Annotated in this window: 23 protein-coding genes and 1 tRNA gene; 7 read left to right on the top strand and 17 right to left on the bottom strand. The window is 61.0% G+C overall.

Features of this window, described 5'->3' with window-relative positions; translation table 11 throughout:
* Both ACXX9E_RS06635 and uraH read left to right on the top strand, forming a co-directional pair.
* Entirely contained in the window at positions 1–486 is a 486-nt protein-coding gene (locus tag ACXX9E_RS06635) for a GlcG/HbpS family heme-binding protein (RefSeq protein ID WP_123470454.1), read from the top strand.
* An 11-nt stretch (positions 487–497) separates the two neighbouring features.
* Positions 498–908 carry a hydroxyisourate hydrolase gene (uraH, locus tag ACXX9E_RS06630; RefSeq protein WP_123470452.1) on the top strand — a complete coding sequence of 137 codons (411 nt, stop codon included), beginning with the start codon at positions 498–500 and terminating at the stop codon, positions 906–908.
* A gap of 124 nt (positions 909–1,032) precedes the next feature.
* On the opposite strand, the gene ACXX9E_RS06625 is transcribed toward uraH, so the two are convergent.
* Positions 1,033–1,710, bottom strand: coding sequence for a Crp/Fnr family transcriptional regulator (locus tag ACXX9E_RS06625; RefSeq protein ID WP_458555198.1), 678 nt, complete (start codon positions 1,708–1,710; stop codon positions 1,033–1,035).
* Between the two features lie 82 nt (positions 1,711–1,792).
* Between ACXX9E_RS06625 and ACXX9E_RS06620 the strand changes: the two genes are divergently transcribed.
* Positions 1,793–2,317, top strand: a complete 525-nt coding sequence (locus tag ACXX9E_RS06620; RefSeq protein ID WP_186748070.1) for an Mpo1 family 2-hydroxy fatty acid dioxygenase — start codon at positions 1,793–1,795, stop codon at positions 2,315–2,317.
* Between the two features lie 108 nt (positions 2,318–2,425).
* On the opposite strand, the gene ACXX9E_RS06615 is transcribed toward ACXX9E_RS06620, so the two are convergent.
* The 6 genes from ACXX9E_RS06615 to dibA form a co-directional block, all read right to left on the bottom strand.
* A complete protein-coding gene (locus ACXX9E_RS06615) occupies positions 2,426–3,415 on the bottom strand; it encodes a sulfate/molybdate ABC transporter ATP-binding protein (protein WP_123470446.1) in 990 nt (329 codons plus the stop codon).
* A 3-nt stretch (positions 3,416–3,418) separates the two neighbouring features.
* Positions 3,419–4,291 carry a sulfate ABC transporter permease subunit CysW gene (cysW, locus tag ACXX9E_RS06610; protein WP_007952817.1) on the bottom strand — a complete coding sequence of 291 codons (873 nt, stop codon included), beginning with the start codon at positions 4,289–4,291 and terminating at the stop codon, positions 3,419–3,421.
* Positions 4,292–4,304: 13 nt separating this feature from the next.
* Complete coding sequence (cysT, locus tag ACXX9E_RS06605) at positions 4,305–5,123, bottom strand: sulfate ABC transporter permease subunit CysT (protein ID WP_007952818.1); 819 nt, start codon at positions 5,121–5,123, stop codon at positions 4,305–4,307.
* Between the two features lie 230 nt (positions 5,124–5,353).
* Positions 5,354–6,367 carry a sulfate ABC transporter substrate-binding protein gene (locus ACXX9E_RS06600; protein ID WP_095137855.1) on the bottom strand — a complete coding sequence of 338 codons (1,014 nt, stop codon included), beginning with the start codon at positions 6,365–6,367 and terminating at the stop codon, positions 5,354–5,356.
* 148 nt (positions 6,368–6,515) lie between these two features.
* Positions 6,516–6,698: a sulfur starvation response protein OscA gene (oscA, locus tag ACXX9E_RS06595; protein WP_034151822.1), complete on the bottom strand. Its 183-nt coding sequence runs from the start codon at positions 6,696–6,698 to the stop codon at positions 6,516–6,518.
* Between the two features lie 286 nt (positions 6,699–6,984).
* Complete coding sequence (gene dibA / locus ACXX9E_RS06590) at positions 6,985–8,904, bottom strand: phosphodiesterase DibA (RefSeq protein ID WP_458555197.1); 1,920 nt, start codon at positions 8,902–8,904, stop codon at positions 6,985–6,987.
* 147 nt (positions 8,905–9,051) lie between these two features.
* Between dibA and desA the strand changes: the two genes are divergently transcribed.
* Positions 9,052–10,236, top strand: a complete 1,185-nt coding sequence (gene desA / locus ACXX9E_RS06585; protein ID WP_123470438.1) for a delta-9 fatty acid desaturase DesA — start codon at positions 9,052–9,054, stop codon at positions 10,234–10,236.
* A 245-nt stretch (positions 10,237–10,481) separates the two neighbouring features.
* Entirely contained in the window at positions 10,482–11,471 is a 990-nt protein-coding gene (locus tag ACXX9E_RS06580) for a GGDEF domain-containing protein (RefSeq protein WP_123470436.1), read from the top strand.
* 124 nt (positions 11,472–11,595) lie between these two features.
* Here ACXX9E_RS06580 and ACXX9E_RS06575 read toward each other — a convergent pair whose 3' ends face one another.
* The 3 genes from ACXX9E_RS06575 to gabD all read right to left on the bottom strand — a co-directional run bounded on the left by ACXX9E_RS06575 (position 11,596) and on the right by gabD (position 15,852).
* The gene (locus ACXX9E_RS06575) at positions 11,596–12,807 is read right to left on the bottom strand and encodes an HDOD domain-containing protein (protein WP_458555196.1); all 1,212 of its coding nucleotides are present in this window, start codon (positions 12,805–12,807) and stop codon (positions 11,596–11,598) included.
* A 139-nt stretch (positions 12,808–12,946) separates the two neighbouring features.
* Positions 12,947–14,224: a 4-aminobutyrate--2-oxoglutarate transaminase gene (gene gabT / locus ACXX9E_RS06570; RefSeq protein WP_458555195.1), complete on the bottom strand. Its 1,278-nt coding sequence runs from the start codon at positions 14,222–14,224 to the stop codon at positions 12,947–12,949.
* Between the two features lie 185 nt (positions 14,225–14,409).
* Positions 14,410–15,852 (bottom strand): NADP-dependent succinate-semialdehyde dehydrogenase, encoded by a 1,443-nt coding sequence (gene gabD / locus ACXX9E_RS06565; RefSeq protein ID WP_336347995.1) that lies wholly within the window; start codon positions 15,850–15,852, stop codon positions 14,410–14,412.
* Positions 15,853–16,295: 443 nt separating this feature from the next.
* Between gabD and ACXX9E_RS06560 the strand changes: the two genes are divergently transcribed.
* Positions 16,296–16,372 (top strand) — tRNA-Arg (locus ACXX9E_RS06560).
* 77 nt (positions 16,373–16,449) lie between these two features.
* Here ACXX9E_RS06560 and ACXX9E_RS06555 read toward each other — a convergent pair.
* From ACXX9E_RS06555 to ACXX9E_RS06535, 5 genes are all read right to left on the bottom strand, one after another.
* Positions 16,450–16,656, bottom strand: a complete 207-nt coding sequence (locus tag ACXX9E_RS06555; RefSeq protein WP_123470426.1) for a hypothetical protein — start codon at positions 16,654–16,656, stop codon at positions 16,450–16,452.
* Positions 16,657–16,737: 81 nt separating this feature from the next.
* On the bottom strand, positions 16,738–17,334 hold the full coding sequence (locus ACXX9E_RS06550; RefSeq protein ID WP_128613551.1) for a hypothetical protein: 597 nt from the start codon (positions 17,332–17,334) through the stop codon (positions 16,738–16,740).
* Positions 17,331–17,912 carry an RNA polymerase sigma factor gene (locus ACXX9E_RS06545; RefSeq protein WP_322375451.1) on the bottom strand — a complete coding sequence of 194 codons (582 nt, stop codon included), beginning with the start codon at positions 17,910–17,912 and terminating at the stop codon, positions 17,331–17,333. Before ACXX9E_RS06545 ends, ACXX9E_RS06550 begins: the two co-directional genes overlap by 4 nt.
* A 29-nt stretch (positions 17,913–17,941) precedes the next feature.
* A complete protein-coding gene (locus ACXX9E_RS06540) occupies positions 17,942–19,618 on the bottom strand; it encodes a vWA domain-containing protein (protein ID WP_458555194.1) in 1,677 nt (558 codons plus the stop codon).
* An 87-nt stretch (positions 19,619–19,705) separates the two neighbouring features.
* Positions 19,706–20,266, bottom strand: coding sequence for a YbhB/YbcL family Raf kinase inhibitor-like protein (locus ACXX9E_RS06535; protein ID WP_458555193.1), 561 nt, complete (start codon positions 20,264–20,266; stop codon positions 19,706–19,708).
* Between the two features lie 139 nt (positions 20,267–20,405).
* Between ACXX9E_RS06535 and ACXX9E_RS06530 the strand changes: the two genes are divergently transcribed.
* Entirely contained in the window at positions 20,406–21,929 is a 1,524-nt protein-coding gene (locus ACXX9E_RS06530; RefSeq protein ID WP_458555192.1) for an FAD-dependent oxidoreductase, read from the top strand.
* Positions 21,930–21,995: 66 nt separating this feature from the next.
* Here ACXX9E_RS06530 and pgaD read toward each other — a convergent pair whose 3' ends face one another.
* Entirely contained in the window at positions 21,996–22,529 is a 534-nt protein-coding gene (pgaD, locus tag ACXX9E_RS06525) for a poly-beta-1,6-N-acetyl-D-glucosamine biosynthesis protein PgaD (RefSeq protein ID WP_123470414.1), read from the bottom strand.
* Entirely contained in the window at positions 22,526–23,881 is a 1,356-nt protein-coding gene (gene pgaC, locus ACXX9E_RS06520; RefSeq protein WP_123470412.1) for a poly-beta-1,6-N-acetyl-D-glucosamine synthase, read from the bottom strand. The genes pgaD and pgaC overlap by 4 nt, the downstream gene beginning before the upstream one ends.
* Position 23,882: the final 1 nt, after the last annotated feature.

Below are 23,882 nucleotides of genomic sequence, written 5' to 3'. Positions count from 1 at the left end.
ATGACCTTCAAATACCTTGCCGCGAGCCTCGCCATCGGCCTGAGCGCCAGCGCCTTCGCCGGCCCTGACCTGCCGCGTCACGCCGACCTTGATCTGAAAACCGCACGCCTGCTGGCCGATACGGCAATGAGTAACTGCACAGGCACGGTGTCGGTGCTCGACCGTGGCGGCAACCTGCTGGTGACCTTGCGCGGCGATGGCATCGGCCCGCACAACACCGCCGCCAGCCAGCGTAAGGCGTACACCGCGCTGTCGACGAAAACCCCGACCCGGCTGTTCGCCGAGCGCGCCCGCAGCAACCCGGACACCGCCAACCTCAACACCCTCGACGAGTTGCTGTTGCTCGGCGGCGGCATCCCGTTATTTGCCGGCAGTGAACTGGTCGGCGCCATGGGCGTGGCCGGTTCCGGTGGCGGCGAGCAAGACGAAAGCTGTGCCATCAAGGCCGCCGAACAGGCCGGCCTGACCCTCACCCGTTCCCAATAAGGAGTCTGACCATGACCACCCTGCGCATGACCTTCGCCGCACTCGGCCTGAGCGCCGTTTCCAGCCTGGCGCTGGCCGCCGGCAATCCACTGAGCGTGCACGTGCTCAATCTGGAAAACGGCCTGCCGTCCCCCGGCATCAACGTGACCCTGGAAAAACACGTCGGCCAGAACTGGCAGCCGCTGGCTCAGGGCACCACCAACGAACAGGGGCGCATCGCCGAACTGTTCCCGGCCAAACAGCCTTTCGAGGCGGGCGAGTACCGGGTGGTGTTCAAGACTGGCGAGTATTTCGAAAAGGCCAAACGCGAGACGTTTTTCCCGGAGATTCCGGTGATTTTCCAGGTTAAGCAGACTGACCAGCACTACCACATCCCGTTGCTGCTCAGCCCGTATGGTTTCTCGACCTATCGCGGTTCGTAAGCCACGCACGTTGCCCGTGTAGGAGTGAGCCTGCTCGCGATAACGGTGAATCAGTTCATGATGTGTTGGCTGACACACCGCTATCGCGAGCAGGCTCACTCCTACAATGGATCGGTGCCAGATTTTAGAGTGTGGCCAGTGCCCGCAATCGCGCGGCATCGAGGATCTCGATCTCGCCGTAACCCAGTCCGATAATCCCCTGAGCCTGCAAATCCTTGAGGATCTGGTTGGTGGTCTGCCGTGACAGCGACAGCATCGACGCCAGTTGTTCCTGCGGCAGTTGCAGCATCCGCCGGGGCGGGTCGAGTTCGCCGTAGCCTTCGGCGATCATCAGCAGACGATGGGCCAGACGCGCCGGGGCCGGGAGCAGGCTCAGCTGTTCGAGATTGATGAAGGTCAGGCGCAATTTCTGGCTCATCAGCAGCGCCAGATGCCGCCAGTAAAGCGGGTGCTCGTCGAGAATTTTCAGCAAGGTGGTCTGTGGAATGTTCACCAGGGTGCACGGCCCGACGGCGTAAGCATCATGGGTGCGCGGCTGACCGTCGAACAGGCAGATTTCGCCGAACCAGTGCGGCGCTTCCACCAGGCTCAGCAACGCCTCCTTGCCCTGCTCGCTGACCGCGCCGATGCGGATCGCGCCGTCGAGCACCGCGTACAACCCGCACGGCGCATCGCCGCGCTGGAACAGGCGCTGCCCCGCCGTCAGCCGCCGCTCCCGGGCTGCCGCCAGCAGACTATCCTGAAAGCATGCCGGCAGATGACTGAACCATTGCCCGGTCATCAACTGTGAACGCTTATCCATGATCACTCCCAATTGTCGCCTGCCTGACAGAGCGAACGCCGAACCCGGGGCATGCTGCGCTCACCCTACAGGAGGAACAACAATGAAAAGCCTCGTCGATCATCTGAGTCAATACGCCGCGTACCACCGTGACCCACGCAACATCGCCAGCCACTTTATCGGGATTCCGCTGATTGTGGTGGCGGTGGCGGTGCTGTTGTCGCGACCGGAGTGGTCACTGGGCGGCTTGTGGCTATCGCCGGCGGTGCTGCTGGCACTGGCTTCGGCGTGGTTCTACCTGCGCCTGGAACTGAAGCTTGGCGCTCTGATGACGCTGTTGATGGGCCTGTCGGTCTGGGCCGGACACGCGCTGGCGCAGCAGAGCACCCTGGTCTGGCTCAGCAGCGGGCTGGCGATGTTTGTGATCGGCTGGGTGATCCAGTTTGTCGGCCATCACTATGAAGGGCGCAAACCGGCGTTTGTCGATGACGTCAGCGGGCTGATTGTCGGGCCGTTGTTTGTCGTCGCCGAACTGGCGTTCATGCTCGGCATGCGCCATGAACTGAAAGAGCAGATCGAAGCGCGGGCGGGGGTGGTGCGAGTCAATCCGAATCGTGCGGCTGTGTAGATCCCTTTCGCGAGCAAGCTCGCTCCCACAGTGGACGGGTGCTGAACACAAACGTCATGTCCGACCGAGTTCCCTGTGGGAGCGAGCTTGCTCGCGAAGCTTTTGATCTTAGAGGTTAGCGACTTTCTGCCAGACCTTCGGTTTGAAGAACAGGGTTTCACCCTTGGCCAGGCCGATCAGGCTGTCATGGTCTTTCACCACTTCGGCCTCGATCAGATCCGTCTGCCCTTCCACCTTCAACGTCACCCGCGTGGTCGCGCCCAACGGGCGGATATCGCGCACTTCAGCGGCATGGTGATCTTCCAGCTCATGTTTGGACAACGACACTTCGTGCGGGCGGAACAGCACGTGGTTGTCGTCGCTGAGCAGCAAGCGGTTCGAATCGCCGAGGAAGTGATAAACGAAGTCGCTGGCCGGGTTTTCGTAAACGTCACCCGGTGAGCCGATCTGCTCGATCACGCCCTTGTTCATCACCACGATACGGTCGGCGACTTCCATCGCTTCTTCCTGATCGTGGGTCACGAAAACGGAAGTGAGGTTGATGTCTTCGTGCAAACGCGCGAGCCAGCGGCGCAGCTCTTTGCGCACCTTGGCGTCGAGGGCGCCGAACGGTTCATCCAGCAACAACACTTTCGGCTCCACCGCCAAGGCACGAGCCAGGGCGATACGCTGACGCTGACCACCGGACAGTTGTTCCGGGTAGCGATCCGCCAACCAGTCGAGCTGCACCATGTTCAGCAGTTCGTGGACCTTGGTCGCGATCTGGCTTTCGCTCGGGCGCTGGTTTTTCGGTTTCATGCGCAGGCCGAACGCAACGTTGTCGAACACCGTCATGTGGCGGAACAGCGCGTAGTGCTGGAACACGAAACCGACGTTGCGATCACGCACGTCATGGCCGGAGACGTCTTCACCGTGAAAGACGATGTTGCCCTGATCCGGGGTTTCCAGGCCGGCGATGATCCGCAGCAGCGTGGTCTTGCCGCAGCCCGACGGACCGAGCAATGCCACCAGTTCACCGCTGTGAATGTCCAGGCTGATGTTGTCCAGCGCCTTGAACGCATTGAAATTCTTGCTGACGTTACGCACTTCGATCGACATGAATTATTCCTCCGCGGCGCTGGCGCGCAGGCGGTTGATACGGTTTTCGCTCCACTGCTTGAGCAGCAGGATGAAGAGCGCCAGGATCAGCAACAGGCTCGCCACGGCGAACGCGGCCACGTGGTTGTATTCGTTGTAGAGGATCTCGACGTGCAGCGGCAAGGTGTTGGTCACCCCGCGAATGTGCCCGGAGACCACCGACACCGCACCGAACTCACCCATGGCCCGCGCGGTACACAGGACCACGCCATAGATCAGGCCCCATTTGATGTTGGGCACGGTGACATGCCAGAACATTTGCCAGCCGTTGGCGCCGAGCAGCCGCGCAGCCTCCTCTTCCTGAGTGCCTTGTTCCTGCATCAGCGGGATCAGCTCACGGGCCACGAACGGCACGGTGACGAAGATCGTCGCCAGCACGATGCCCGGCAGGGCGAACACGATCTGGATGTCGTGATCCTGCAGCCACGGCCCGAACAGACCCTGAGCGCCGAACATCAGCACATAGACCAGACCGGCGATCACCGGCGATACCGAGAACGGCAGGTCGATCAGCGTCACCAGCATGCTCTTGCCACGGAACGAGTATTTGCTCACGCACCAAGCAGCGCTGACGCCGAACACCAGGTTCAGCGGCACCGAAATCAGCACGGCAATCACCGTGAGTTTCAGCGCCGACAAGGCGTCCGGTTCAAAGATCGCAGTGAAGAACGCGCCAAGGCCGTTCTTCAAACCTTGCGACACCACGATGAACAGCGGCAACACCAGAAACAGGAAAAAGATCAGCCAGCCTAGACCGATCAGGATTCTGCGCGAAGTGGCACTGCCACGGCGCGCAGCGTTGGCCGAGGACGCGGCCGCAATAGACGATTGGGACATGGTTCGCGCCTCCTTATGGGGTTTCGATACGCCGCTGCAGCAAGTTGATCAGCAGCAACAGGACGAAGGAAACCACCAGCATCAGCACGCCGATGGAAGTGGCGCCGGTGTAATCGTATTGGTCGAGCTTGACCATGATCAGCAGTGGCAGGATCTCGGTTTTCATCGGCATGTTACCGGCAATGAAAATCACCGAACCGTACTCGCCGACACCACGGGCGAAGGCCAGGGCAAAACCGGTCAGCCAGGCGGGCAACAGCGCTGGCAGGAGGATATGGCGAAACACTTGCAGCGGTTTCGCGCCGAGACAGGCAGCAGCTTCTTCGACTTCACGGGGAATATCGGCGAGCACCGGCTGCACCGTGCGCACCACGAACGGCAAGGTCACGAAGGTCAGCGCGAGGGTGATGCCCAGCGGCGTGTAGGCGATCTTGAAACCGAGGTCGGCGGCGAACTGCCCGACCAGTCCGGTCGGGGTGTACAACGCGGTCAGGGCGATACCGGCCACGGCCGTCGGCAGGGCGAACGGCAGGTCGATCATCGCGTCGATCACCTTGCGCCCCGGGAAGGTGTAGCGCACCAGCACCCAGGCCAGCAGCGTACCGATGATGCCGTTGATGATCGCCGCACACAGGGCGGTGCCGAAGCTCAGCTTCAGAGCGGCCAGCACGCGCGGGGCGGAGATGATCGTCCAGAACTGATCCCAGGTGAGTTGGGCGGCGTGGACGAACATCGCCGCCAGCGGGATGAGCACAATCAGGCTGAGGTACACCAAGGTGTAACCCAGCGTCAGCCCGAAGCCGGGTATGACGGGGGAGATACGACGCGACATAAAAGTCCTTGGTTAAAAACGCATCAATGTGGGAGCGGGCTCTGTGGCGAGGGGATTTATCCCCGATGGGCAGCGTAGCTGCCCCAAAACCATCGCATGCGGTGTGCCTGGTTTCCCGCATTTGCCGATTTCGGGGCTACTGCGTAGCCCGACGGGGATGAATCCCCTCGCCACAAAAGCCCGCTCCCACATGGTTTCGTGCCTGAGCATCAGGCTCATTGTGGGTCAGATTACTGCGCCTGATAGATCTGGTCGAACACGCCACCGTCATTGAAGAATTTCGGTTGCGCGGTTTTCCAGCCGCCGAAGTCCTTGTCGATGGTCACCAGTTCCAGTTTCGGGAACTGCTGGGCGTACTTCGCCGCCACGTCCTTGTCACGCGGACGGTAGAAGTTTTTCGCGGCGATCTCCTGACCGGCCGGGCTGTACAGGTGTTTCAAATAGGCTTCGGCGATCTGCTCGTTGCCTTTCTTCTCGGCGTTCTTGTCGACCACCGCCACCGGCGGTTCGGCGAGAATCGACAGCGACGGCACGACGATGTCGAACTTGTCCGCGCCGCCATCTTCTTTCAGCGCCAGGAACGCTTCGTTTTCCCAGGCCAGCAACACGTCACCCTGACCGTTGTTGACAAAAGTGATGGTCGAACCGCGAGCACCGGTATCGAGTACGGGCACGTGCTTGAACAGGGTCTGTACGTACTCTTTGGCTTTTTCTTCACTGCCGCCGTTGGCTTTCAGGCCGTAGGCCCACGCGGCGAGGAAGTTCCAGCGCGCGCCGCCGGAGGTTTTCGGGTTCGGGGTGATCACCGAGACGTCGTTCTTGATCAGGTCGCCCCAGTCCTTGATGCCTTTCGGGTTGCCCTTGCGCACCAGGAACACGATGGTCGAGGTGTACGGGGTGCTGGCGTCCGGCAGACGCTTCTGCCAGTCGGCCGGCAGGGTCTTGCCGAGCTTGGCGATTTCGTCGATGTCGCCGGCCAGGGCCAGGGTCACAACGTCGGCGCGCAGACCGTCGATCACCGCACGGCCCTGCTTGCCCGAACCGCCGTGGGATTGCTGGATTTTCACGGTGTCGCCGGCATGGTCCTTCTGCCAGAACTTGATGAATTCAGCGTTGTAGTCCTGATACAGCTCGCGCGTCGGGTCATACGACACGTTGAGCAGTTCGTAATCCTTGGCAACGGCGGAACCGGCAAACACAGCGCTGGCCAGGGCGGCCAAAGCGTAACGGCGAATCGACGACATGGTGAAAGCTCCTGGAATTCTCGGTGGTGGCTTTTTCTTATGTATTTCGGAAAGCGTGGTGCCGGTTCAAAAGATCGCAGCCTTCGGCAGCGTCTGCGCACAATCCCCTGCAGGCGCTGCCGCAGGCTGCGATCCTTGGCTCTTCAAATCAGCCCGGTTGTTTACCGGGTTGCTGCAAACGGAATTTCTCTTTGCGCTCGATCTGCACGACCTGGGCGTTGTGCACAGTGATCTCCACCGCGCCGAACCGCAGATCGCGCAGGGCGCTCTGGATTTCACGCAAGATGGTGGTTTCGTCCTGACCGTCAACGCTGCGAAGGGATGCGCTCATGGTGCTGCTCCTTTGAATGGGATATGCCTGGCAGTGGGCGGCACTGCGTTCGGCGTGGGAGCAATATAAGAGAGGCGCAGATATTCTTAAAAAGACTATTTAAGAATGTTTATATAACTGAAAAACATTATCTGACGGGACAAGGGTTTGCGCGCTTTCCCGGTACTCAAGAACACCGCAACCCCTGTGGCGAGGGCGCTTGCTCGCGCCGGGCTGCGCAGCAGACCCAAAAAACCGAGCGCTTCGTGCTCGGGCGGGAGCAAGCTCCCCCGCCACAAGCTCGGATTCAACCGATAACAGGCGCGCGCGCCCAATCAATCTCCGCCGCCGGCACCGGCCGCCCAAACCAGTAGCCCTGGCCCAGGTCGCACTCCTGCGCCAGCAGAAACGCCGCCTGCTCGACCTGTTCGATGCCCTCGGCATGCACTTGCATCCCCATGCTGCGAGCCAGCGCGATGATCACCCGGGCAATCGCCGCATCGTCCTCGTCCCACGGCAGACCGGCAACGAAACCCTGATCAATCTTCAACTTCTGCACCGGCAAACGTTTGAGCCGCAACAGCGACGAATAGCCAGTGCCAAAGTCATCAATGGCCAGGCGAATGCCCAGCTCACGCAAACGGTGCATCTGTTCCAGCGCGACTTCCGGGTCGTCCATCACCGCACTTTCGGTGACTTCCAGCTCCAGACAAGCCGGATTCAGCCCGGTGTCGTGCAGCACTTGCGCCACCTGTTGATACAACTCGCGACGGGCAAACAGCCGCGACGACACGTTCACCGCGACAAACGACAACACCACGCCCGCCTGCTGCCACTCGCACATCTGCCGGCACGCCTGCTGCATCACCCAGTCGTCGATTTCGGCGATCAAGCCGGTGCGTTCGGCAATCGGAATGAACTCCGCCGGCGACACCAGGCCACGCTGCGGATGCTGCCAGCGCACCAGCGCTTCGACGCCGATCAGGCGACCGGTTTTCAGGTCATGCACCGGCTGGTAGTAAACCCGCAACTCCTGCTGCTCCAGGGCGCGGCGCAACTCGAACGCGATTTCGACCCGTTGCTGGGCGTGGGCGGTGAGTTCTTCGGTGTACAGGGCATAACCGTTGCGGCCACTGCTCTTGGCCTTGAACAACGCGGCATCGGCGTTGCGCAACAATTGGTCGGCGCTCAACGCATCGCTGGGAAACAGGCTGATGCCGATGCTGACGTTGATGAACAACTCGTGGCTTTCAAGGCGAAACGGCTCCTTGAGCGCGTCGAGAATACGTTGGGCCAACGCCGCCGCCTGCCCCGGTTGTGGACAACTTTCCACCAGCACGGCGAATTCGTCGCCCCCCAGTCGCGCCAGGGTGATGCCGGGGCCGAACAGCGCCTGCAAGCGCGCCGACACCGCTTTGAGCAAGCGATCGCCGACGTTATGGCCGAGGCTGTCATTGATCATCTTGAAATGATCCAGATCGAGCATCAGCAACGCGCAACCGCGCTTGTGCGCCTGCGCCGACGCCAGCGCCTGCTCGGCACGATCGCTGAACAGCAGACGGTTGGGCAGATCCGTGAGCGGATCGTGGTGCGCGAGGTGTTTGAGTTCGTGCTCGGAATCCTTGATCGCACTGATGTCGGAAAACACCGCGACGTAATGGCTGAGCCGGCTCTGGTCATCATGAATGACGCGGATGGTTTGCCACTGTGGATAAATCTCGCCGCTTTTACGACGGTTCCAGATCTCGCCACTCCACTCGCCTTTGGCCTCCAGCGTGGCGAACATCGCCTGATAGAAGCCCGGCGGATGATGACCGGACTTGAACAGACTGGGCTGCTGACCGATGACTTCTTCGCGCTGATATCCGGTGATCTCGATGAACGCCCGGTTGACGTGCACGATCAGGCCCTGGCGATCAGTGACCAACACGCCTTCGCGCGTGCAGTCGAATACGGCCGCCGCCTGCCGCAGGCGCTCGCGATCGGCATGGCGTTCACGCAAACGCGCACCGATACCGAGAAACTCGCACAAACGCGCCCTCGCCAGAAAAATCAGCCCGGCACTGACTGCCGCAAAGACGTAACCGTTGATCAGTTGCCAATGGGCAAGATCGACGGCGTTATCGAAGAAACTGTTTAATAAATGATCAGTGCCCAGCAGCCAGAGGACGGCAAGCACGAGATAGAGCAGCGCTGCACGCAAAGCATCGCGATAAATGGCAGGCATTCGGCTATCCATGTCCCTACAAAAAAGGTTGGAATTATAGGTCAAGAAACATCCAGCGACTCTTATCTAAAAGGGCGACTGGTTTTATCTGTGTGCTTGGTGATAATGCAACGGCTGTCTTTATCTTTATCGAGGGCCCTATAGCCTATGTGGTACGAAGGTTTTCTTGGCTTGTCGGCCTGGTCACTGGTCGCAGTCACCCTGCTGATGACCCACGTGACGATTGTTGCCGTCACGGTCTATCTGCACCGATATTCGGCCCATCGCTCGCTTGAGCTGCATGCCGGCCTGAAACACTTTTTCCGCTTCTGGCTGTGGCTGACCACGGCGCAGAACACCCGCGAGTGGACGGCCATCCACCGTAAACACCACGCCAAATGCGAAACCGAGGACGACCCGCACAGTCCGGTCGTCAAGGGGCTGTCCACCGTACTGCGCAAAGGCGCCGAACTGTATCGCGCCGAAGCCGAGAATCCGGAGACCCTGCGCATCTACGGCAAGAACTGCCCCGAAGACTGGATCGAACGCAACCTCTACAGCCGCTACCCGCTGTTGGGCGTGGCGATCATGGGCGTCATCGACCTGCTGCTGTTCGGCACCATCGGCATCACCATCTGGGCGATCCAGATGATGTGGATCCCGGTATGGGCCGCCGGTGTGGTCAATGGCCTGGGCCATGCCATCGGCTACCGCAACTTCGAATGCCGTGACGCGGCGACCAATCTGGTGCCGTGGGGCATCCTGATCGGCGGCGAAGAGCTGCACAATAACCATCACACCTACCCTAACTCGGCCAAGCTGTCGGTGAAGAAGTGGGAGTTCGACCTCGGCTGGGCGTGGATCAAGGTCTTCTGCTTCCTGCGTCTGGCCAAGGTCCAGCGTGTGGCACCGATCGCCCACCGTGTCGAAGGCAAGGGCAATCTGGACATGGACACCGCCATGGCGATCCTCAACAACCGCTTCCAGATCATGGCCCAGTACCGCAAGTTGGTGATCGGTCCGCTGGTCAAGCAGGAGCTGGCCAAGGTCGATCATTCGGTACGCCACCAGTTCCACCGCGCCAAACGCTTGCTGTCGCGGGAAACCAGTCTGCTGGAAGAGCGTCATCACTTGCGCATCCAGAACATGCTCGAGCACAGCCAGGCGCTGAAGGTAATTTACGAAAAACGTCTGGCCCTGCAGCAGATCTGGGTCAAGACCAGCGCAAATGGCCACGACATGCTCGCCGCCATCAAGGACTGGATTCACGAGGCCGAGGCCAGCGGCATTCAGTCCCTGCGCGAATTTGCCGACCAGTTGAAAACCTACTCGTTGCGCCCTGCAGCGGTCTGATTTTGGTGAATGATCCCCTGTGGCGAGGGGATTCATCCCTGATCGGTAGCGAAACGAGCGAAAACCTGACGACGCGTTCTCATTGATGAAACGCGTCGCCACGACCGCCCGGCGGGAGCAACCTCCCTCGCCACAAATGCACGGAACTTAGCACCAAAAGCCCTATCTCAAAGACACTTCGCCACCCCGGCGGGCTGTACTGTGGCCGCTGTCGAAATGCGGCACGCCCTTTGAGATCTGTGCCGATGGTCAACAACAACCAAAAAGACTCATCCTTCCCGCAATGGCCCGAGGCCGCGCAAACCCTGATGGCGTTGATGCACGCCCAAGGCGAAGTCGCCCGGCTGAGCGAGCGCGAACAGCTGTTCAGCTCGCTGCTGGTAAGCGTCAACGCCGTACTCTGGGCCTTCAATTGGGAAACCCGACAGGTGCTGTACGTCAGTCCCGCCTATGAACGGATTTTCGGCCGCTCGGCCGGTTTGCTGCTGGCCGACTACAACCAGTGGCGCGACAGCATCTATCCCGACGATCTGGAATACGCCGAACGCAGCCTCGCCGAAGTCCTGCACAAAGGCGCCGTGGAAGATCGCGAGTACCGGATCATCGCGGCCGACGGCTCGGTGCGCTGGCTCAGCGACAAATGCTTTATCAACCGTCAGGACGAACCCGGGCAACCGGTGATCATCGTCGGCATCGCCGAGGACATCACCGACAAGAAGCAGATGGAAACCGAGCTGCAACGCCTGGCCACCACCGACGTGCTGACCCAAAGCAGCAACCGCCGCCATTTCTTCGAATGCGCCAACCGCGAATTCAGCGCGGCACGCCTGCAAGGCTCGCAGATGGGGTTTCTGTTGCTGGATATAGATGACTTCAAAGTGATCAACGACACCTACGGCCACCCTGAAGGCGACAACGTATTGCAACGCATTGCCGAGTGCGGGCGAGGGTCGTTACGTCGGGGTGATCTGTTCGGACGGATTGGTGGAGAAGAGTTTGCGGCAGTATTTCCGGGCTGTGCGCCGGACATGGCCATGCAAGTGGCCCAGCGCCTGCAACAGGAAATTCAGCGCTTGAGCTTCAGCCATGACGGTCAGAGCTTCGGCATCACCGTCAGTCAGGGCCTGACCAGTCTCACGGAGAACGACGACAGCCTCGACAGCCTCTTCGCCCGGGCGGATGCGGCGATGTACGAAGCCAAGCGCCAGGGCAAGAACCGCATCATCTCTGCATAGCCGCTGTTTGAATCCACCAAAAAACCTGTGGGAGCGGGCTGGCCAGCGCATCCAGCAAAGATGTTGTCTGCGCCGACGCCATCGCCGGCCAGCACGCGCCCACAGTGATTGGCAGTAAGTCAGGTTATTTACGCATCCGCATCAACTCCGGCAGCCCGATCTTCAGCAACCGCGCCGTACGACTCTTGGCCAGTTCCTCGACGCCCTCATGCTCGGTCAGGCGGGCCATCTGCGCGGCCATGTTCATCACCAGCGCCTCACGGGAGTAAACCCCGCCACCGAGCTGGTAGGCCGACGCAATCAACTCACGCAGCTCCAGCGGCAAGCGCCAGCGGGTGCGCAACGCCGAACCGTAAGCCGCGCCAAACGCCTCGAGCGCGTCGCCCACCTCCGTCCACTCATCCAGTTCGCCGCCGGCCTGCTTCCACTCCTGCAAACAACGCAACAACGCCAGATCGCCGAGGCGATGCAACATGCCTGCGCAATAGCAGCGCTCCTGATCCAGGTCGAGCAGGCGCGCCAGCGTGCGAGCGTATTCAGCCGTGTGCAGCGACAGCCCCCAATAACGCTCGGCGTAATCGGCCAGACACGGATCACTGAGTCTGGCGCTGCGCTTGAGCGCCAGGCCGAGAATCAGGTTCATGCTCTGCCCGGTACCCAGTCGATGCAGCGCTTGCGCCAAGGTCTGCACGGGCGCGCCATAGTGCTGCGCCGCGCTGTTGGCCGCCGCAATCAACACCGCGGTGATCTGCGGATCGGTTTTGATCTCTTCTTCCAGCAACTTCAGATCGAGGCCGTTCGGGTTCAGGCTGCGTTTGACTGCCACCTGCACATCCGTCATCAATGGCGCGCCATCGGCCTGCTCGCGGCGGCGCTCGAGGAACACCGACAAGGTCATGCCCGGCGCCAGGACGGGCACTTCACAGAACACTTCTTCCCCGGCATTGAGCAGCAAGCCCTGCAGACGCTCGGTCAGGCTTTCCATATTCAGGGGTTTGGTCAGGTAGGCCGTGGGGGCCAGCGGTAACGCTTCGCGCACACTGGCGCTGTCGTTGCGGCTGCTCATCAGAATGAACGGCAACAGCGGATTGCGTTTGCGCTGGCGCACGCTGCGCAACACGTTCAAACCGTCGACACCGGGCAACTCCCAGTCGACGATCGCCAGGTCGTACGGCACCTCGCTGAGCAATGAAATGGCTTGCTGGCCGTCGGCACACAGGTCCAGCCGTGCATCACAACGGACGTTGAGCAGCACTTGTTTAAGCAGGTCCCGGGACCACGGATCGGCCTCGGCAATCAGCACTCGGGGTACGGCGGGTAAATCAACGGCAGTCATGCGCGCTCTCCCTTGCAATGCCTGAACCTTAGCCAATGCTGGCCATTCGATACAGTGCAAAAGCGATAGATCTGTTTCAGGGGCGTAAAAAAACCCGCCGAAGCGGGTTTTTGTCGAGCTGATCACACAGTGCCGGGGCTTACAGCTCCGAGAAGCACTCTTCGATGATCGCCAGACCTTTGTCCAGTTGCTCGTCCGGCGAAGTCAGCGGTACCAGAACGCGCAGAACGTTGCCGTAGGTGCCGCAGGACAGCAGGATCAGGCCCTTGTCACGCGCCTTGGCCACGACAGCCGCAACAGCCGTCGGGTTTGGCTTGTGGCTGTCGCCGTTTTCGAACAGCTCGACCGCTATCATCGCGCCCAGGGCACGCACTTCGCCGATCACCGGGTATTTGGCCTGGATGGCCTTCAGGCCGGTAACCAGACGTTCGCCGACTGCCTTGCAGCGGTCCAGCAGGTGCTCTTCTTCGAACACTTCCATCACGGCCAGGGCCGCGGCGCAAGCAATCGGGCTACCGGCGTAGGTGCCGCCCAGACCGCCTGGGGCGATGGCGTCCATGTATTCGGCCTTGCCGCAGACACCGGCCAGCGGGAAACCGCCGGCGATGGATTTGGCGAAAGTGGTCAGGTCGGCCGCAACGCCCATCTGTTCCATGGCGAAGAAAGTGCCGGTACGGCCAGCGCCCGTCTGTACTTCGTCAGCGATCAGCAGGATGCCGTACTGGTCGCACAAAGCGCGCAGACGCTTCATGAATTCTTTCGGCGCGACGTAGAAACCACCTTCACCCTGCACAGGCTCGATGATGATCGCAGCGATGTCTTTCGGCTCGGCGTCGTTCTTGAAGATGCGTTCGATGGAAGCGATCGAGTCGTCGATGCTCACGCCATGCAGTTCGTTCGGGTACAGCGCGCGGAAGATGCCGCCTGGCATCAGGCCCATGCCGGCCGAGTAAGGCACGACTTTACCGGTCAGGCCCAGGGTCATCATGGTACGACCGTGGTAGGCGCCGGTGAAGGCGATCACGCCGGCACGGCCAGTGGCGGCACGGGCGATTTTCACGGCGTTTTCCACCGCTTCGGAACCGGTGGTCACCAGCAGGGTTTTCTTGGCGAAATCACCTGGCACCTTGGCGTTGATCTTTTCGCACAGCTCAACGTACGGCTCGTAGGCCAGTACCTGGAAGCAGGTGTGAGTCAGCTTGTTCAGCTGTTCGGTCACGGCAGCGATGATTTTCGGGTGCACGTGGCCGGTGTTCAGTACAGCGATACCGCCGGCGAAGTCGATGAACTCACGACCTTCAACGTCAGTCACGGTCGCGTTCTTCGCCGACTCAGCGAAGATCGGGTGAATCTGGCCAACACCACGTGGAACAGCTGCGGTACGGCGGGCCATCAGTTCAGCGTTAGTCTTGCTCATTACAGTCCTCATTCGCCGCTCATCGGGCGGCGTGGTTCAAGGATTAAGCGGGAGAAATCGACGGTGGCAGCATGCGATGATCGACTGCCACGGCGTTCCTGGCCGCAGAGAAAATTCCGGTTTGAAACGACGCAAAGGGACAGCGCTCTCGTGCCCTTTGCGTTTGCAGCGATCCCTTTCTCGGCTTAGATGCCCAGGCAGAGGTATTTGATTTCCAGGTAATCTTCGATGCCGTACTTGGAGCCTTCACGGCCCAGGCCCGAGGCCTTGATGCCGCCGAATGGCGCGACTTCGTTGGAGATCAGACCGGTGTTGACGCCGACCATGCCGTATTCCAGCGCTTCAGCCACACGGAACACACGGCCCAGGTCGCGAGCGTAAAAGTAGGAAGCCAGACCGAACTCGGTGTCGTTGGACATCGCGATCACTTCGGCTTCGTCTTTGAAGCGGAACAGCGGCGCCAACGGGCCGAAGGTTTCTTCCTTGGCCACGGCAGCGTCTTTCGGCACGTTGGTCAGGATGGTCGGCTCGAAGAAGTTGCCTTGCATCGGCTTGCCACCGGCCAGCACAGTGGCGCCTTTGGCCACGGCGTCAGCAATGTGCTCTTGCACCTTGGCCACGGCTTTTTCGTCGATCAGCGGGCCAGTGGTGGTGCCTTCTTCCAGACCGTTGCCGATCTTCAGCTTGGCGACTGCGACTTTCAGCTTCTCGGCGAACGCGTCGTACACCGAATCCTGAATGTACAGACGGTTGGCGCAGACGCAGGTCTGGCCGTTGTTGCGGTATTTGGAAATGATCGCGCCTTCGACGGCCTTATCCAGGTCCGCGTCGTCGAACACGATGAACGGCGCGTTACCGCCCAGTTCCAGCGAGACTTTCTTGATGTCCTTGGCGCATTCCGACATCAGCTGACGACCGATTTCAGTCGAGCCGGTGAAGGACAGTTTGCGCACGATCGGGTTGCTGGTCAGCTCGCTGCCGATATCGCCGGCGCTGCCGGAGACCACGCTGAACACGCCTTTTGGAATGCCGGCACGCTGGGCCAGTTCAGCCAGAGCGAACGCGGAGAACGGGGTTTGCGACGCCGGCTTGAGCACCATGGTGCAACCGGCGGCCAGTGCCGGGCCGGCCTTACGGGTGATCATCGCGGCCGGGAAGTTCCACGGGGTGATGGCGGCGGTGACGCCGATCGGTTGCTTGATCACGATCAGGCGCTTGTCCGGCTGGTGGCCCGGAATCACGTCACCATAGATGCGCTTGGCTTCTTCGGCGAACCACTCGATGAACGAAGCGGCGTAAACGATTTCGCCCTTGGCTTCGGCCAGCGGCTTGCCCTGCTCGAGGGTCATCAGGCGCGCGAGGTCGTCCTGGTTCTCGATCATCAGTTCGAACCAGCGACGCAGCTTGCCTGCACGCTCCTTGGCGGTCAGTGCACGCCAGGCCGGCAGCGCTTTATCAGCGGCTTCGATCGCGCGGCGGGTTTCGGCAGCGCCCATTTTCGGCACGGTGCCGAGGATTTCGCCGGTGGCCGGGTTGTTGACCTTGATTGTCTGACCGTTGTCCGCATCGACCCAAGCGCCATCAATGAAGGCTTGCTGGCGGAACAACAGGGTGTCTTTAAGCTGCATGTCGGCTTTCCTTAACAGCACCGCGGCCTGCGCGGAGCAAAATTATGATTGTAGAAAGGCGCCTCGCAAGGCTGCCGTCAGGGAAATCAGAGACCGGGCGTGGCGCATCAACAGTGCTCGATTCGAACCACCTGCGCTGCAACACCCTGTCCAAAGAGCGTTTGAAATCTCAAACGGATCCTAGGATCAAAGGGGTTAAAGGACAATAGGTCGTTCGAAAAAAAGAACAAAAACGCCGCTTTTGTTGGATTTTTCAGATCAACGCGCCAAAACCCCCGCCGCAGCAAAACCATAGAACAGTCCTGCCAAAGCGCCAAGCGAGCCTTTTGCAGGACGTTACAGCTTTAAGGAATGCAGCGATTTCAACGGACACGCGCCCTGACAAAACCCGCAAAATCCCGGCATGGACGCCCCGAGCCGACCTAGGTATGATGTCGCCCGCTGCACCAGTAGCTCAGCTGGATAGAGTACTGCCCTCCGAAGGCAGGGGTCGTGGGTTCGAATCCCGCCTGGTGCGCCATTGATTCAAACGAGAAAGCCCCGGACTGTGATGGTCCGGGGCTTTTTTGTGGACGCGATACTGACTTACGGCGACGGTCACTCCGTCGTCCAGTCAAACTCATCGTAATCGTCGTCATCCTCTTCTTCCCCAATCTCCTCAAAAACCTCGTCTTCTTCCACGACGTCTTCTTCCGACTGGTTCAGCAGAAACTCCTTGCGAGCTTCGGTAATCGCGCGCCGCATCTCCTCACCCTTCTGTGGGCAGTTGAGGAGTTGGGCGATGCGGTCGATTTTTGGTGCCACGGTGTTTCTCCAGCGCTTCAGCTATGGCCCGATAGTGCGCGTTTTTGCGGGTCGATGCCAAATGGCTGAGAGAACACGCGGTCAGTTCTTGCGGATTTGTTCGAGGCGGAGGTCGAGATCCACGTCGGGATAACGTTTGTGCAGGTTGTTGTACAGCGCATCGGCGGCTTGGGATTGACCGGATTCGCGCAGGCGCAGGACTTCGCGCAGCTGCGCGTCCAGACCATTGGCCGGGGCGGTGGTGCGCTTGCTGGTGCTGGCTTCGTCGGCGCTGATCGCTTCGCTTTGCATCGGTGCGGCCATTTCCATCATCGGTGCCGGCGCTGGTGCGGCCATGCCGCCAGCGGGGGCAGACAAGGTTTGCGGGGCTTGCTTGCGAGCAAGAGGCGCAGCGGATTTGGCGGGTGGAGCAAAGTCGAATGATGGCTGCGGGTCGGGCGCACGCTGGACCAGGGACAGCATCAAAGCCACGCCAACGAGGCTGGCGAACGCGACTTGCCAGCGCGGCTTGCGGCAGGCGTCGAGCCAGCGTTGCCACAGGCTTGTTTTCGGTACCGGGGCGTTGTGGCGGGCAGCCGCGAGAATCGACGAATCGAGGTGCGCCGGTGGTTCGGCGTCGTGTTGCTCGCGATAGTGCTTGAGCAGTTGCTCTTCAGGTGTCTGGCGGGCGTCAGTCATGTCAGTACCTCCTCGGCCAGCAGCCGACGCAGTTTTTGCTGGGCGTAGCGCAAGCGGCTTTTAACGGTTTCCAGCGGTGTGTCGGTGAGGCTGGCGATTTGTGCCAGGTCGAGGTCGCCGTGGGCGCGCAGCAGGAACACTTCGCGCTGGTCGGCGGGCAAGGCTTGCAGGGCGCTTTCCAGGCGCTGGCTGTCGCGGCTGAGGTTCAGCAATTGTTCGGGATCGTTGGTCTCGTCGCCAACCGCATGCAGCTGTTCGTCGTAGCTGTCGTGCAGCGGCTGGTGAGCGCCGTGTTTGCGCCAGTGGTCGATCAAGCGATTGCGGGCAATCTGGAACAGCCACGTACGAAAGGTCGCCCGCCCTTGTGGCTGACTGGCGCTGCGGATCAGGCTCAGCCAGGTCTCCTGAAAGACTTCGTCAGCCAGTTCCGGTTTACCGCTCAAGCCGAGCAGAAACCGATACAAACCCTGGCGATGGCGGGCGTACAGGATTTCGAACGCCGCGCCGTCGCCCTCGCGGTAACGCGCCAGCAGCGCGTCATCGCTGCTGGCGCTTGAACTGTCTGGCCCAGCAAACAGCTGACTGATGAAGCCTTTCAGACGACTCACTATTCAATCCGTCGCTCAGTGGCCAGCGTATTCGATGCGGTCGAGGTGCGCAGGCTTTGCGCCAGTTCGACCAGTTGCACAAACTCGCTACGCAGGCCGAAGCGGTCGTCACCCCGTGCGCCACGGGCCAGCGCTTCGGTGTCTTTGAGGCCGAAATCGCCGGTGTAGCGGCCGTCCTTGAGTTGCTGGGAAAACGCCGCAACCGCAGCAGCAAATCGCAGGTCTTCACTGGCCGGTGCGACCTGATTGGCAATCGGCCGCTCGATCAGCAGACTTTTCCCACCTTCGGGCGGTTGATAACGCACACGCAGCATCGCCAATTCCCCATTCTTGGAAACCGCTGGCGCCGATTTAGCGTAACGCAACGGCTCGAGCCAGCCCTTCTCACCCGCCGGGACAATTTCATACAGCGCCGTCACCGTGTGTCCTGCGCCGATCTCGCCGGCATCGACCTTGTCATTGCTGAAGTCCTCACGCTTCAACGCGCGGTTTTCGTAGCCGAGCAGACGATATTCACTGACCTGCGCCGGGTTGAACTCCACCTGCAATTTGACGTTTTGCGCCACCACGGCGAGGGTCGAACTCAACTGATCCACCAGCACCTTGCGTGCCTCGCGCAGGTTGTCGATGTAGGCGTAGTTACCGTCACCGGCGTCGGCGAGTTGTTCCATCAAGTGTTCATTGTAGTTATCCACACCAAAACCCAGGGTGGTCAGGGAAATCCCGGTCTTGCGTTTATCCACAGCCATTTGCTTGAGGCTGTCGAAGTCGCTGATGCCGACATTGAAGTCACCGTCGGTGGCCAACAGGATGCGATTGATGCCCTTGGGGATAAACGCCTGCTGCGCCATTTGATAGGCCAGTTCAATGCCCGACGCGCCAGCGGTGGAGCCGCCTGCGGTCAATTGCTCGATGGCTGTACGAATTTTCGCTTTCTCGCGTCCGGAAGTCGGCTCCAGCACCACTCTGGATTCGCCGGCATACACCACCAGTGACACCCGGTCCTGCTCGCGCAACTGATCGACCAACAACTTCAGCGTGCTTTTGACCAGCGGCAGGCCTTCGCGGCGATCCATCGAGCCGGACACGTCCACCAGAAACACCAGATTGGCCGGGGCCAGTTCCGCCACGGCATGGTCGGAGGCCTTGATGCCAATGCGCAGCAAACGCGTGTGCGGGTTCCACGGCGAGGCCGCCAGTTCGGTGGTCACACCGAAAGGCGAGCCATCGCTGGGCAACGCGTAGTCATAAGGGAAGTAGTTGACCATTTCCTCCAGTCGCACCGCACCCTCCGGTGGCAGTCGGCCTTGATTGAGCAAGCGGCGGACATTGGCGTACGCACCCGTGTCGACATCAGCGCTGAAGGTTGAAACCGGGGTTTCGGCGACACTGTGGATCGGGTTGTCGGCCAGCGCCTGATACTGCTCGCGCGACTCATCGCGATAGCCCTGTGGATAACTGTCTGCGCCGGGCATCGCGGCGAAACTGGCGATCGGCGCCGGCCGGGCCATACGCTTGGCCATCGCCCCACCCGCCATCGCGGCTTCCTGCTGAACCAGCACTTCAGGCTGTGCCGCCGGTGGTACCGCAGTGGAATCGGGTGTGGACGAAACACCGCAACCGGCGAGCGCCAGCAGCACACCGACCGCAACAGGACGCAAAAGAGAATGAGACATGGGGGCTGACCTCGGGATGAAAGTGATCATTCATCCCCTGAGACGGGCAGCCCGTTCAGTTCGGGTTAAACGCCGCAAAAAAAATCTTCAGCGGTGATAACGCCGCACCGCACTGCTGTTGCGCAGCACATGGCCTTTGATTTTTTCCATCAGCTCGGCGCGGGTCAGACCGGCCGGCAGTGCATCCGGCGCCAGATCCAGGGCGTAGATCTGGATGATGTAGTGGTGCGCACTGTCGCCCACTGGCGGGCACGGCCCCATGTAATGGGTGTTGCCCTTGCTGTTGGTGCCGCCAACGCCTTCCAGCGCGGATTTGGCACCGACGCCTGCCGCAATCTGGTGCGTGGTGGACTTGATGCCGTAATGAATCCAGTGATCGACGCCCAGGCCTTTCTGGCCATCCGGATCGTGCATGACGATCGCATAGCTCTGGGTACCGGTAGGGCCGGCGTTCCAGCTCAGGGCTGGCGACTGGTTCTTGCCGCCGCAACCGGGCGCATCGCTGGCCGCCGCCGAGGTGAACAGCCGGTTATCGGAAACACCCGGGATGTTCAGGGTAAAGCGCTCCTGGGCCTGCGCCGGAAACTGCACGCAAAGGGTGACGGCGAGGGCCGCCAGCCATGGGTTGAGAGAGGTCAATCGGGTCATTCCGGGAGCACCTTGTGCAGTTGGGCCGTCGTCGGCCTGCAAACTATAGCTGTACCGTTCGTGCCGTGGCAGTAGCAAATGGCTGAACCTCGCACTGATGCGCAAACTCGTAAGAGAAATGCCTGCGAGGAAGCCGAACATGTCCCTGCACCGTGTCGCCCGTATCGCCGATATCCCTGAAGACCGTGGCCTGCCCGTCGAAATCGGCGACTGCAAGATCGTCCTGCTGCGCGCCAGCGGCCAGCTCCGCGCCTTTCAGGGCGAATGCCCGCATGCCGGGGCGCCGCTGGCTGACGGTGCGTTGTGTCACGGACGCCTGATCTGCCCGTGGCACAAGGCCGCTTTTCGCGCCGAGGATGGCGCGCTGTGCGAGCCGCCGGCGCTCGACAGCCTCAAACGTTATCCGCTGGAAGTGCGCGGCGACGAGGTGTGGGTCGATGACCAGCCGCTGGCAGATCCACACACGCCCCCGGCCGATGACCCGCGCCTGTTCGTGGTTGTCGGCGCAGGGGCCGCCGGCACAGCCTGTGCGGCGGCGCTGCGGGAGAAAGGCTTTGGTGGCCGGATCATCCTGATCGACCGCGAACCGGACGCCGGTTACGACCGTACGGTGCTGAGCAAGTTTGTCCTCGCCGGGGAAACGCCGGCAGCAGAAACCCCGGCGTTGCGCGATGAAGTTTTCTATAAAGAGCAGCGCATCGAACGCCTGCACAGCGAAATCACCGCACTGGACGCCCAGGCCAAAATCCTGCAGCTCAACGATGGCCAGACCCTGAACTATGACGCCGCCGTACTGGCCACGGGTGGCGAACCCAACCCGCTGAAGTTACCCGGCGCTGAACTGCCCCAAGTGTTCGTCCTGCGCTCAAAAGCCCAGGCCGAACAGATCATGAGCACTGCCAGAGCGGATCAGCGCGTCGTCATCATCGGCGACAGTTTCATCGCTCTCGAATGCGCCTCGGCCTTGCGCCAGCACGGCCTCGACGTCACGGTACTCGCGCGCCACGCCATCCCTTTCGCGGCCCAGTTCGGCGAGGCCGTAGGCCTGGCCATCCGCGCACTGCACGAACAGAACGGGGTGAAATTCATCACCGAGCACTCCGCCACCGAGATCATCGGCGATGGCAAGGTCGAAGCCGTATTGCTGGACAATGGCCTGCGTCTTTCGGCAGATCTGGTGCTGGCCGGGGTCGGCGTACACCCGGCCACCGAGGCGTTCGGGTCATTGCCGAAAGAAAAAGATCAGTCATTGCGCGTTGATGGCGGCATGCGCGTCACCGAAGGGCTGTGGGCCATCGGCGACATCGCCACATTCCCCCTGAACGGCCAGTTGCAACGCATCGAACACTGGCGCCTGGCCCAGCAACACGCACGCATCGCCGCTGCCAATATGCTCGGCGGTGAAGAGCATTACCTCGACGTGCCGTTTTTCTGGACCTGGCATTTCGGCAAGAATTACGACTACCTCGGCCACGCCGAACAGTGGGATGAGGTCGAGTTCATGGGCGAACCCGAACAGCCGCCCTTTATCGGCCTGTTCGCAAAGAATGGCGTGGTGGTGGCGGCCGTGGCCTGCGAAAAAGAACGGGCGATGGCGCTACTGGCGGAGCGGATGAAGCAGCCGCTGCCCATTGCGGAGGCCTGGACCCTGATCGGCGATTAACTTCGTCAACGCTCCCTGCGTGGGACGATCACCCCCTTCGGCAGCGCCTAAAGGGGTATTTCCAGCTCAGGTCAGGCGGCTCACCGGTTCGCGATTATCGTCATCCTCAGCATGCAGAAAGATCACCCGCGGGTGCTCCAGCGGCGCCAGCGGCGGTGGCAAATCCTGCTGCTGAACCGGCCAGAAATGCGTCACCACATGGCTGATGTCCCCTTCCTGATCGTTATGGATGGTCATGACCCCAGGGGTACGCAGCTTCTGCAAGCGGTCATCGCACAGACGAAAACTCTTGGTCAGCCCTTCATCATCGACCACCGGCGCCGGCAAGCGGCGCTGGGCGAAGCTTCTGCTCTTGCGCTGCTGATAACGCGCCCAACCGATCAGAATCACCGCGTTGACCAACGCCACCCACAGATAAATCTGCAAAGTGCCCAGCGCTTCGAACGCCGAATTGTCGATGCGTGGCCCGCCCGCATGAGTTTCGATCAGCGGCCATAGCCCGCGTATCAGCAAGAACAGCAGCCCCACCCACGCCACCACGGTAAGAATCACATCGACCACGACCAGAAAAGGCCGCTGGCGGGTCCGGATGATTTTCATTTGATGACCTCCTCTTCGTCGTCCCCGATCGGTTTGATGCCGCGGTCAGGGCTGACCCAACGCGCCCGTTTCTGATGCTGGCCGAACAACACTTTGGGGAAGCTGACCAGCGTCGTCAGCAGGCTGACCAGCCAGAATGCAATCGGATACCAGACCACCCAGAACATGGTCTTGCCCAACCCCGGCTCGTAGCGCCGGTCGATGATGATGCTGACCGCGAACTGCACCAGGCAGACGAACGCCAGCAACAGCCCGGTAAACGCCGGCGGCATCAGGTGATGCACGGCAATCGACTCTGGCATGACCACAAACTTGCCGACACCCCAGAAAATCACCGACAGCAGGAAGGTAAACGCCCAACCGGTCGACAGGCAGTATTCGAACAGCAGCGGCCACAGATAGCGGTGCCGGTACTGCCAGATGCCGCGGATGTTCTTGAACAGCACTTCGGCACCGCCCTGGGCCCAGCGCAGGCGCTGCTTCCACAGACCGCCGAGGGTTTCCGGCATGAGAATCCAGCACAGCGCGCGCGGCTCGTAGAAGATGCTCCAGTGATCGAGTTGCAGCTTCCAGCTGATGTCGATGTCTTCGGTGATCATGTCCGGGCTCCAGTAGCCGACCCGATTCAGCGCCGTACGGCGGAATGCGACGATCACCCCCGACACGGTAAAGATCCGTCCGAACACCCGTTGCGTACGTTTGATCAAGCCGATGATCGACGAGAATTCGCCGACCTGAACCCGCCCGACCAGCGTCGAGCGCGTACGAATTCGCGGGTTGCCGGTCACCGCGCCAAGGCGTGCGTTATCCAGCATCGGCGCGACCAGATAGGCCGCCGTATTCGGCGCCAGCAACGCATCACCGTCGATGCACACCAGATATTCACTGCGCGCGGCAATCGCGCCCATGCGCAGGGCGACCGCCTTGCCCTGGTTTTCCGCCAGATGCAGCACGCGCAGGCGTGGGTCTTCCTTGGCCAGGCGGTCGAGGACTTCGGCGGTGTTGTCCTTGGAGCCGTCGTTGATCGCGATGACTTCGATGTTCGGGTAGTGCTGGGCCAGCGCCGCGTGGATCGTATCGGCGGCGTTGTCACCTTCGTTGTAGCAAGGGATCAGGATCGAGATCAGCGGTTCGCCCGCCAGGGGCGGTGGCAGGGTGTCGTCCTTCCACGGCCAGTGGCGTTCCCAGTGCAGCCAGAAATACAGGCCGCCGGCAATCCACAACCCGGACATGAACAACGGGTAGAAAAACACGAAGTCCATCAGGAACTGCCCGGTGACCAGGAAGATCAGTCCCAGCGGCACGCCGAGGACGAGCGCCAGAACAAGCAGGGCTAACAGTCTATCCAGCATG

The organism is Pseudomonas sp. GNP014 (assembly GCF_054344005.1).
This window is presented reverse-complemented; position numbering and strand designations above follow the sequence as displayed.

Bases quoted from the DNA above. Each gene is read 5' to 3' on its own strand.
- cysT (WP_007952818.1), bottom strand. From the start codon at position 5,123: ATGTCGCGTCGTATCTCCCCCGTCATACCCGGCTTCGGGCTGACGCTG.
- cysW (WP_007952817.1), bottom strand. From the start codon at position 4,291: ATGTCCCAATCGTCTATTGCGGCCGCGTCCTCGGCCAACGCTGCGCGC.
- dibA (WP_458555197.1), bottom strand. From the start codon at position 8,904: ATGCCTGCCATTTATCGCGATGCTTTGCGTGCAGCGCTGCTCTATCTC.
- ACXX9E_RS06530 (WP_458555192.1), top strand. From the start codon at position 20,406: ATGTCCCTGCACCGTGTCGCCCGTATCGCCGATATCCCTGAAGACCGT.
- desA (WP_123470438.1), top strand. From the start codon at position 9,052: ATGTGGTACGAAGGTTTTCTTGGCTTGTCGGCCTGGTCACTGGTCGCA.
- ACXX9E_RS06635 (WP_123470454.1), top strand. From the start codon at position 1: ATGACCTTCAAATACCTTGCCGCGAGCCTCGCCATCGGCCTGAGCGCC.
- pgaD (WP_123470414.1), bottom strand. From the start codon at position 22,529: ATGAAAATCATCCGGACCCGCCAGCGGCCTTTTCTGGTCGTGGTCGAT.
- ACXX9E_RS06540 (WP_458555194.1), bottom strand. From the start codon at position 19,618: ATGTCTCATTCTCTTTTGCGTCCTGTTGCGGTCGGTGTGCTGCTGGCG.
- ACXX9E_RS06580 (WP_123470436.1), top strand. From the start codon at position 10,482: ATGGTCAACAACAACCAAAAAGACTCATCCTTCCCGCAATGGCCCGAG.
- ACXX9E_RS06600 (WP_095137855.1), bottom strand. From the start codon at position 6,367: ATGTCGTCGATTCGCCGTTACGCTTTGGCCGCCCTGGCCAGCGCTGTG.
- ACXX9E_RS06535 (WP_458555193.1), bottom strand. From the start codon at position 20,266: ATGACCCGATTGACCTCTCTCAACCCATGGCTGGCGGCCCTCGCCGTC.
- gabT (WP_458555195.1), bottom strand. From the start codon at position 14,224: ATGAGCAAGACTAACGCTGAACTGATGGCCCGCCGTACCGCAGCTGTT.
- ACXX9E_RS06615 (WP_123470446.1), bottom strand. From the start codon at position 3,415: ATGTCGATCGAAGTGCGTAACGTCAGCAAGAATTTCAATGCGTTCAAG.
- ACXX9E_RS06550 (WP_128613551.1), bottom strand. From the start codon at position 17,334: ATGACTGACGCCCGCCAGACACCTGAAGAGCAACTGCTCAAGCACTAT.
- ACXX9E_RS06575 (WP_458555196.1), bottom strand. From the start codon at position 12,807: ATGACTGCCGTTGATTTACCCGCCGTACCCCGAGTGCTGATTGCCGAG.
- gabD (WP_336347995.1), bottom strand. From the start codon at position 15,852: ATGCAGCTTAAAGACACCCTGTTGTTCCGCCAGCAAGCCTTCATTGAT.
- oscA (WP_034151822.1), bottom strand. From the start codon at position 6,698: ATGAGCGCATCCCTTCGCAGCGTTGACGGTCAGGACGAAACCACCATC.
- uraH (WP_123470452.1), top strand. From the start codon at position 498: ATGACCACCCTGCGCATGACCTTCGCCGCACTCGGCCTGAGCGCCGTT.
- pgaC (WP_123470412.1), bottom strand. From the start codon at position 23,881: ATGCTGGATAGACTGTTAGCCCTGCTTGTTCTGGCGCTCGTCCTCGGC.
- ACXX9E_RS06620 (WP_186748070.1), top strand. From the start codon at position 1,793: ATGAAAAGCCTCGTCGATCATCTGAGTCAATACGCCGCGTACCACCGT.
- ACXX9E_RS06625 (WP_458555198.1), bottom strand. From the start codon at position 1,710: ATGGATAAGCGTTCACAGTTGATGACCGGGCAATGGTTCAGTCATCTG.